This window comes from Marinobacter sp. Hex_13 (assembly GCF_001566815.1).
Classification (GTDB): Bacteria; Pseudomonadota; Gammaproteobacteria; order Pseudomonadales; family Oleiphilaceae; genus Marinobacter; species Marinobacter salarius.
The window spans coordinates 21174-27548 of the sequence record NZ_LSMM01000069.1 but is presented as its reverse complement, the minus strand read 5'-3'; the positions used below and the strand labels follow the sequence as shown (position 1 = coordinate 27548).

7 protein-coding genes are annotated in these 6375 nt (G+C 48.8%); 6 read left to right on the top strand and 1 reads right to left on the bottom strand.

Features of this window, described 5'->3' with window-relative positions; genetic code table 11:
* The 3 genes from AXW11_RS16920 to AXW11_RS16910 all read left to right on the top strand — a co-directional run.
* Nucleotides 1–449 (top strand): hypothetical protein (locus AXW11_RS16920; RefSeq protein ID WP_286792490.1); only part of this gene is annotated, 449 nt, incomplete at its 5' end.
* Nucleotides 450–711: 262 nt separating this feature from the next.
* The gene (locus AXW11_RS16915) at nucleotides 712–1932 is read left to right on the top strand and encodes a site-specific integrase (RefSeq protein ID WP_143743838.1); all 1221 of its coding nucleotides are present in this window, start codon (nucleotides 712–714) and stop codon (nucleotides 1930–1932) included.
* Nucleotides 1933–2007: 75 nt separating this feature from the next.
* Entirely contained in the window at nucleotides 2008–3189 is a 1182-nt protein-coding gene (locus AXW11_RS16910; protein WP_075195761.1) for a BaiN/RdsA family NAD(P)/FAD-dependent oxidoreductase, read from the top strand.
* A 64-nt stretch (nucleotides 3190–3253) separates the two neighbouring features.
* Here AXW11_RS16910 and AXW11_RS16905 read toward each other — a convergent pair whose 3' ends face one another.
* The gene (locus tag AXW11_RS16905) at nucleotides 3254–3463 is read right to left on the bottom strand and encodes a helix-turn-helix domain-containing protein (protein ID WP_075195760.1); all 210 of its coding nucleotides are present in this window, start codon (nucleotides 3461–3463) and stop codon (nucleotides 3254–3256) included.
* A 116-nt stretch (nucleotides 3464–3579) separates the two neighbouring features.
* Between AXW11_RS16905 and AXW11_RS16900 the strand changes: the two genes are divergently transcribed.
* The 3 genes from AXW11_RS16900 (at nucleotide 3580) to AXW11_RS16890 (ending at nucleotide 6350) form a co-directional block, all read left to right on the top strand.
* On the top strand, nucleotides 3580–4131 hold the full coding sequence (locus tag AXW11_RS16900) for a VspR family transcription factor (RefSeq protein ID WP_075195759.1): 552 nt from the start codon (nucleotides 3580–3582) through the stop codon (nucleotides 4129–4131).
* Complete coding sequence (locus tag AXW11_RS16895) at nucleotides 4128–5531, top strand: DEAD/DEAH box helicase (protein ID WP_075195758.1); 1404 nt, start codon at nucleotides 4128–4130, stop codon at nucleotides 5529–5531. The genes AXW11_RS16900 and AXW11_RS16895 overlap by 4 nt, the downstream gene beginning before the upstream one ends.
* A gap of 144 nt (nucleotides 5532–5675) precedes the next feature.
* Nucleotides 5676–6350: a 3'-5' exonuclease gene (locus AXW11_RS16890; protein ID WP_075195757.1), complete on the top strand. Its 675-nt coding sequence runs from the start codon at nucleotides 5676–5678 to the stop codon at nucleotides 6348–6350.
* Nucleotides 6351–6375: the final 25 nt, after the last annotated feature.

Sequence of the window (6375 nt, the reverse complement as noted above, 5' to 3'; positions counted from 1 at the left end):
TCTATCATTCAATGATTGAAGCACTGAAAAATCCTGACGCATATTCCTGGATAACATCTAAGTGCGGGAGCCAGGCTGCGATTGCTTCTGTTGAGCGAAAATCAGTAGGCATCCATGCAATGACTCTCAATACGTTCAAGAAGTATTCAGATACCGCACTCGACGGAGGTTTCGAACAACTCGAGAAAATAAGGGTCGCAATCAAAAAGAAAAGCAAAAATTCAAGAAACAAAAAGTCGAATGAAACTAAAAGTAGGGCCCTATTTTATAAAGAAAAACTCGACGAAGCCGAAAGGTTTCGAGCGATCCTCATCCGAGCATACACCGACTTGAATAGGATCTGTCTCGATGCAGTCAAAAAGAGCCCTGAATACCAATACGATTTGGACAGGCACAACGAATTGTATCGGGAGTATTTTTCTTTGACGCTCGTTGCCGACAATGACTAGTCAACTTTATCGCCTCATCAAAAATGTTCGATTTCCGACAATAGACAGATTCGATAGTGGAACCGGTGAGATCTTTTTGAACGATCGTGTACGGTATTGCTATTACTCATTTGTTTGGCCTAATGGCTCGCCTTGCGTAATCGCAGAAATGTATTTATGCGATAGAAGTAGGACTGTGACGGTGAACCAAAAGGATGGTGGGACACTTGGGAATTACGCGCGAAATCTTTCCCACCTAGTTCGATTTTGCTACGCGAGAAAGGTGAATTTCGCTGATTTGAAACACAGCCATATCGATGAGTTTATCTATGAACTCTGTCAAGAAACTGATATCTACAACGAGCGCGTCAGGAACAACAACACGGTTAAAGCCATTGTGGCAACCTCCATTAATTTTCTGGTTTGGGTTCAGCAAAACATTGCCACTGAGCGACTGATTGCGGGCGTGGATGATGCTGATAAAAGGTATCAGATAAAGCTAAAGCAAGAAGTTTATGCACATAGAACTGGTCGGCAAATCATTCACAACGTTTTCCCGATGAACATACCAAGAGCTACCACGACGAACGCAACCCCTATTTCAACAATAAACATCAGAAAATTGTGGGATACCCTTGAGGCTTCACGAAGCGATAAGAATGTGAGTAGAAAACTGCGAGGTCTTTTTTCTAGAAAGCAACAGGCGGACCATCTCGAATACATGCATAGAAGGCGTGAGCTGCAACTCGTGTTGCTTGAAGCAACGGGGCTCCGACCTCAAGAATTAATCACTATACCCTGTTCTAACAATGTGGCTAGCCTGAGAAAATCGCAACTGATTCTCCCCACACTCAAAGGCCGGATCGACTCCAAAAATAATATGAGAACGATTCCAATTCCACGCAGCTTGGCGATGAAGACTGAAATATTTATCAATTCTTACAGAAAGAAATTAATTGAACGCCTGCTTGCTGCAGGAATTATTCAATCAGAGAAGGATGTGGACAATGTAATCTATCTAAATTCTGAAAGCGGCAAAGAGGTACTTCCAGATGCCGCTTACCAAGAATTTCGGAGGCTTACGGTAAGAGCCGGCATCAAACAAAAGAACTGTCAGAAAATGTTTAGACATCGCTTTATCACCAATATGGTTAAGCTACACTTTATTAGCTTCATGGATAAGAATCCATTGAAGAGCCGCCACATCATTACCGACAGTGATTACCGAACAATACTAAAAAAAGTCGCGAGTTTTACAGGCCACAGAAGTGTTGACTCATTGTGGCACTACATCGATTTGGCTTGGGAAGAGCTTGATGCCTTCGCACACTCCTATGAGGTGAAAGAGCTTCAGGACAGATTGAAGAGCATCTTCTACCTAACCAACGAGTTGAAAGGCGATGTTCAGAATGTAGCTGGAAAGCAGATTAGCAACGTAACCATCGAGAAGTTAAATGCCAAGCTCAATCAGATCGAGGATCTCGTCGCGAACTTCCGAACTTAGACTACGAGCCCTAACGAATCATTGGCTCATTACACCGACTGCCCTACACTAGCGGTCTTTTCCTCAGGAGATACTATGTCAAGCACTTATGATGTGATCATTATAGGAGCAGGTGCAGCCGGGCTAATGTGTGCTTCAACAGCGGGATATCGCGGCAGAAGCGTATTGGTACTCGATCATGCCAATAAACCTGGTAAGAAAATCCTCATGTCCGGAGGCGGTCGTTGCAATTTTACCAACCTAAACAGCACGCCGGCGAATTTCCTGTCTGACAATCCCCATTTCTGCATTTCGGCACTCAAGCGTTACACCCCTCAAGACTTTTTAGAATTGGTAGATCGCCACGGCATTGAGCATGAGGAAAAAGCTGCGGGCCAGCTTTTCTGTAAAGGCAGCAGCAAGGAGATCCTCAACCTGCTACTCACTGAGTGCGAGTGGGCTGGCGCAGAAGTGCGACTTAAAACAAGCGTGAATAAAATCAACGGCGTCGATCACGGCTATCAGCTACAAACCAGCGGCGGCACCCTTACCTGCGAATCCCTGGTCATCGCCTGCGGTGGGCTGTCTATCCCCACCATGGGCGCCACAGGCTTCGGATACGACGTTGCACGGCAGTTTGGGCTTTCCGTGCATCCAACCCGCGCAGGACTTGTACCCTTTACCCTGCATCCAGAACTAAAGGAGCGACTGGCGCCACTCTCCGGTGTGAGCTGCCCTGTGGACGTGCACTGTAACAACGAACATTTCCGCGAACCGATGCTGGTCACTCACCGTGGTCTAAGCGGCCCCGCCATGCTGCAAATATCGAGCTTCTGGCATCCCGGAGATACAATACGGATCAACCTTCTTCCGAGCGTGTCTGTTTGTGATAGGCTGCACGAACATCGCAAAACAAAACCACGGAGCCATATCCGCCATTTTCTCGAAGATTTCTTGCCGAAAAGGTTTGCAAAAGCTTTCTGCGAACTCCAAAAGTGGAACAAACCATTCCAGTATTGCCGCAATGAAGACTTAGAGGCGATAGCTGACGTCCTAAGTCATTGGGAAGTGCGACCCGCAGGAACGGAAGGATACAAAACAGCCGAAGTTACCTTGGGCGGAGTGGACACTCGTGATCTGTCATCAAAAACGATGTCAGCAAGCAATCAGCCAGGGCTTTTTTTCATTGGCGAAGTGGTGGATGTGACTGGTCATCTGGGCGGTCATAACTTCCAATGGGCTTGGGCTTCTGGAGTAGCCGCTGGGCAACATGTCTGAATGGTTTTTGGCATTTGAAATTCAATCGACCAGAGCGGAAGAACAGACGACCTGGAGTCAACGGCTAAATGAGCAGATCCTTAGGTGAGCACTGTAGATGATCTGCTAGCAGGTAGATTTTTTCGATAGTAATGTTCACTTCTCCTCTCTCAATCTTCCCCACATAACTTCGATCAATTCCCGTTTCATGAGCGAGTCGTTCCTGAGAAAACCCTTTCGATTTTCGAATCGCACGCAAATTCCGGCCAAACGCCTCACAAATCGGTGAGCCCATTTCTTGCCCTCACAAAAGACAAGACTATGGTTTCTTGAGGCATTTCGAGCCACGGCATATACTACCCATTTTTCGGGGGTCGACCAGATCGACCTACAGACGAATCGGACCGCCTTATGAAAAAATCGCAACCACTGAGCGTCGACAAGATCCTGATCGAACTCCTGAGACAGCAGTCAGATACTCCTTTTTCCAATACCAGCATCCGGGATATGTATCTTCTTCAAATACCCGAAGTTCAGCGGCCAAGCCGCAACCAAGTTCGCAAGTACATATACAGAGAACTTCTACGCCTTGAAAAGGCAAAAGTTATCGATCGCTACGAGGGATCGACTGGCCGCGGATGCAAGTTTATCTACCGTTCAAACAACCAAGACATTTCCCTGGAAGCCAAGCCTTCTCCATTTAGCGCTGCATATGGGCACGTTGAATCGTCAATGGATGGTGAGACACAACGGGCGTTGCAGGAGGAGCTTTCTAAAAGGAAGGTCGAACTGATTGCCAGCATTGGTGAGGCGGAGGAATACCAGCGCCTGTATAACAAATACCCGGCACTTCGGAGCGCCGTGAAGGCACAGTACCTGGAGTCTCGCGAAAGAAGCACGAAACTTCTGGGCCAACTTCGAGCTGTAGAGTCGGTCATTACAAAAATCGGATCTCCCGCATGATCCAACTGCGCCTTTGGCAAAGAGAGTGCATCGATCAAGCCCTTCAAGCTTTTGAGTACCAATCCCACTTTCTATGTCACGCAACACCTGCGGCGGGCAAAACCGTCATGGTAGCATCGGTGGCGAAAGTCCTTCTGGAGCGCGGCAGCATTGATTTCGTCTTGTGTTTTTCCCCTTCACGGGCAGTAGCACAAAGCGTCGGCAAGACATTCAGCCAAATCCTTGGGCGAAGCTTCAATGGCCAGATCGGCGCAGCAGGCGGTTCCTATACCTATCAGTCGATGAACACGCTTCCCAAAGAGCTATGGCGAGTACTGAGTGAACACAGGGTCTTCGTGGTATTGGACGAGATCCATCATTGCTCCGGCAGCAGCTGGGGGGACGAACTCTCACTTGGCAACAGTTGGGGGCGAACAATTCTCGATCGGATTCAAGGAAAGGCTTCCTTCACAATGGCGCTATCAGGAACGCCTTGGAGGACTGACGACAACCCAATAGTACTTTCTCGCTACACGCAGCCTGACGGCGAGCTCCATTGTGATTACGAATATGGCTTGGAGCGGGCGGTTACCGACGGCGTTTGCCGAGCCCCAAAAATCGTGCTCACTGATAATCGAGAAATCAGCCTGAGGTCATCGGAACTCGGCCTTAAAACCTACTCCAGCATTCGGGAAACAATCAGCCAGGGTCATATTACTTATCCTGACTTTCTGTTCCGGGACGAAGTGATCGACCAGACACTCTCCGAAGCATCAAAAAAATTATTAGAGATCCGGAAGCAGGTTCCTACGGCTGCCGGCCTCATTGTAGCGGCTACAGTGGCACACGCAGAACAGATTGCAGCTCGGCTTTCAGCGTTCGGAGAAAGACCTGTTGTTGTCACTTACAACACTCCCGAAGCCCATCAAATTATTTCAAACTTCAAAACATCATCTGATCGATGGATCATTTCTGTGGGGATGATTAGTGAAGGAACCGATATCCCGAGATTGCAGGTGTGCTGTCACCTCAGCAGGATTCGAACAGAGCTCCATTTTCGGCAAGTCCTCGGCAGAATACTCCGGCGCCAAGCAAGGGAGCCATCTAACATTGGTGGCTGGCTCTACGTCCTTGCAGAGCCCAGCTTGACAGAATTTGCACGCAGAATTGGTGACGACCTGCCAGGGCAGCACGTGGTTTCATTTTCGCCAAGATCATCAAAGCAAAGCCCGGATGAAGCAAAGGGCTCTGAAATGCTCCAGCAAGAGGGCCAGTCAGCAGCGTGGGACCTCGGTATCGATAATACGGGCACATGGGATGTTGCACCGGAACATAACGGCGCTAGGGAGACTATTGATCTATCCGTGAGCAATCAATACTGGAGTGAGGTTTTGTCCCTATTCGGTGAGAGGGCAACGTAGTTTGGTCAGGAGTTTTTATATAGTGGGATATCTACAGAGGCATATAAACTCTGTTCAGATTAGGTGTTTCATTGATTTCGAGTTCACCCAAATATTGCTGGAACTTGTGAAAAATACTAACGCGCGAAAAGCACAAGGCTTCTGATGGATTATTTCAGCGATCACTCACCGCTTCTCGTCATTGATTTAGAGGCGACCTGCTGGGAAAGCCGGCACGCCCCATCCGGCCAGCCACAAAGCATCCATAACATGGAGATCATTGAGTTTGGGTGCGCGCTGGCCACTCGTGACGGAACGCTACTGGACAGCAAGTCTTTTCTGGTGCGCCCCGTGCGGCACCCCCATCTGAGCGGTTTCTGTACAAAACTGACTGGCATTAGCCAGACAATGGTGGATGCAGCCCCCGGATTTACGGTGGTGTGTCAGGAGATCAACGCTTGGCTGGGGAGTCCTGCCAAGGAGTTCATCTGGTGTAGCTGGGGGGATTACGACCGACTCCATATTCAGGCGGAGAGTGAACAATACAACTCACCACCGGTTTTTCTGACCTACCCTCATCTGAACCTCAAACAGATCTGGCGTAGGACAACGGGGCAGAAGAAAAAGAACGGGCTGGCCCACGCTCTGGCATTTCATGAGCTCGAATTCGAGGGACACCACCACCGGGGTGTGGATGATGCACGCAACATCGTCCGGCTATTGCCTTTTATGGACTGGTCACTCGGAACCGAGCTGGTAACCCAGTGGCAGAGTGGGCGCCTGGATGCGCTGAACGAGTTAAGTGCGCTAGATCAAGAGCTCGGGCTTGGGTACGACTGAGCTGATGTTCCAGCATCGAGCATCA

Excerpts from the sequence above, each read along its gene's own strand:
- AXW11_RS16910 (WP_075195761.1), top strand. The coding sequence starts at position 2,008 with ATGTCAAGCACTTATGATGTGATCATTATAGGAGCAGGTGCAGCCGGG.
- AXW11_RS16895 (WP_075195758.1), top strand. The coding sequence starts at position 4,128 with ATGATCCAACTGCGCCTTTGGCAAAGAGAGTGCATCGATCAAGCCCTT.
- AXW11_RS16905 (WP_075195760.1), bottom strand. The coding sequence starts at position 3,463 with ATGGGCTCACCGATTTGTGAGGCGTTTGGCCGGAATTTGCGTGCGATT.
- AXW11_RS16890 (WP_075195757.1), top strand. The coding sequence starts at position 5,676 with ATGGATTATTTCAGCGATCACTCACCGCTTCTCGTCATTGATTTAGAG.
- AXW11_RS16900 (WP_075195759.1), top strand. The coding sequence starts at position 3,580 with ATGAAAAAATCGCAACCACTGAGCGTCGACAAGATCCTGATCGAACTC.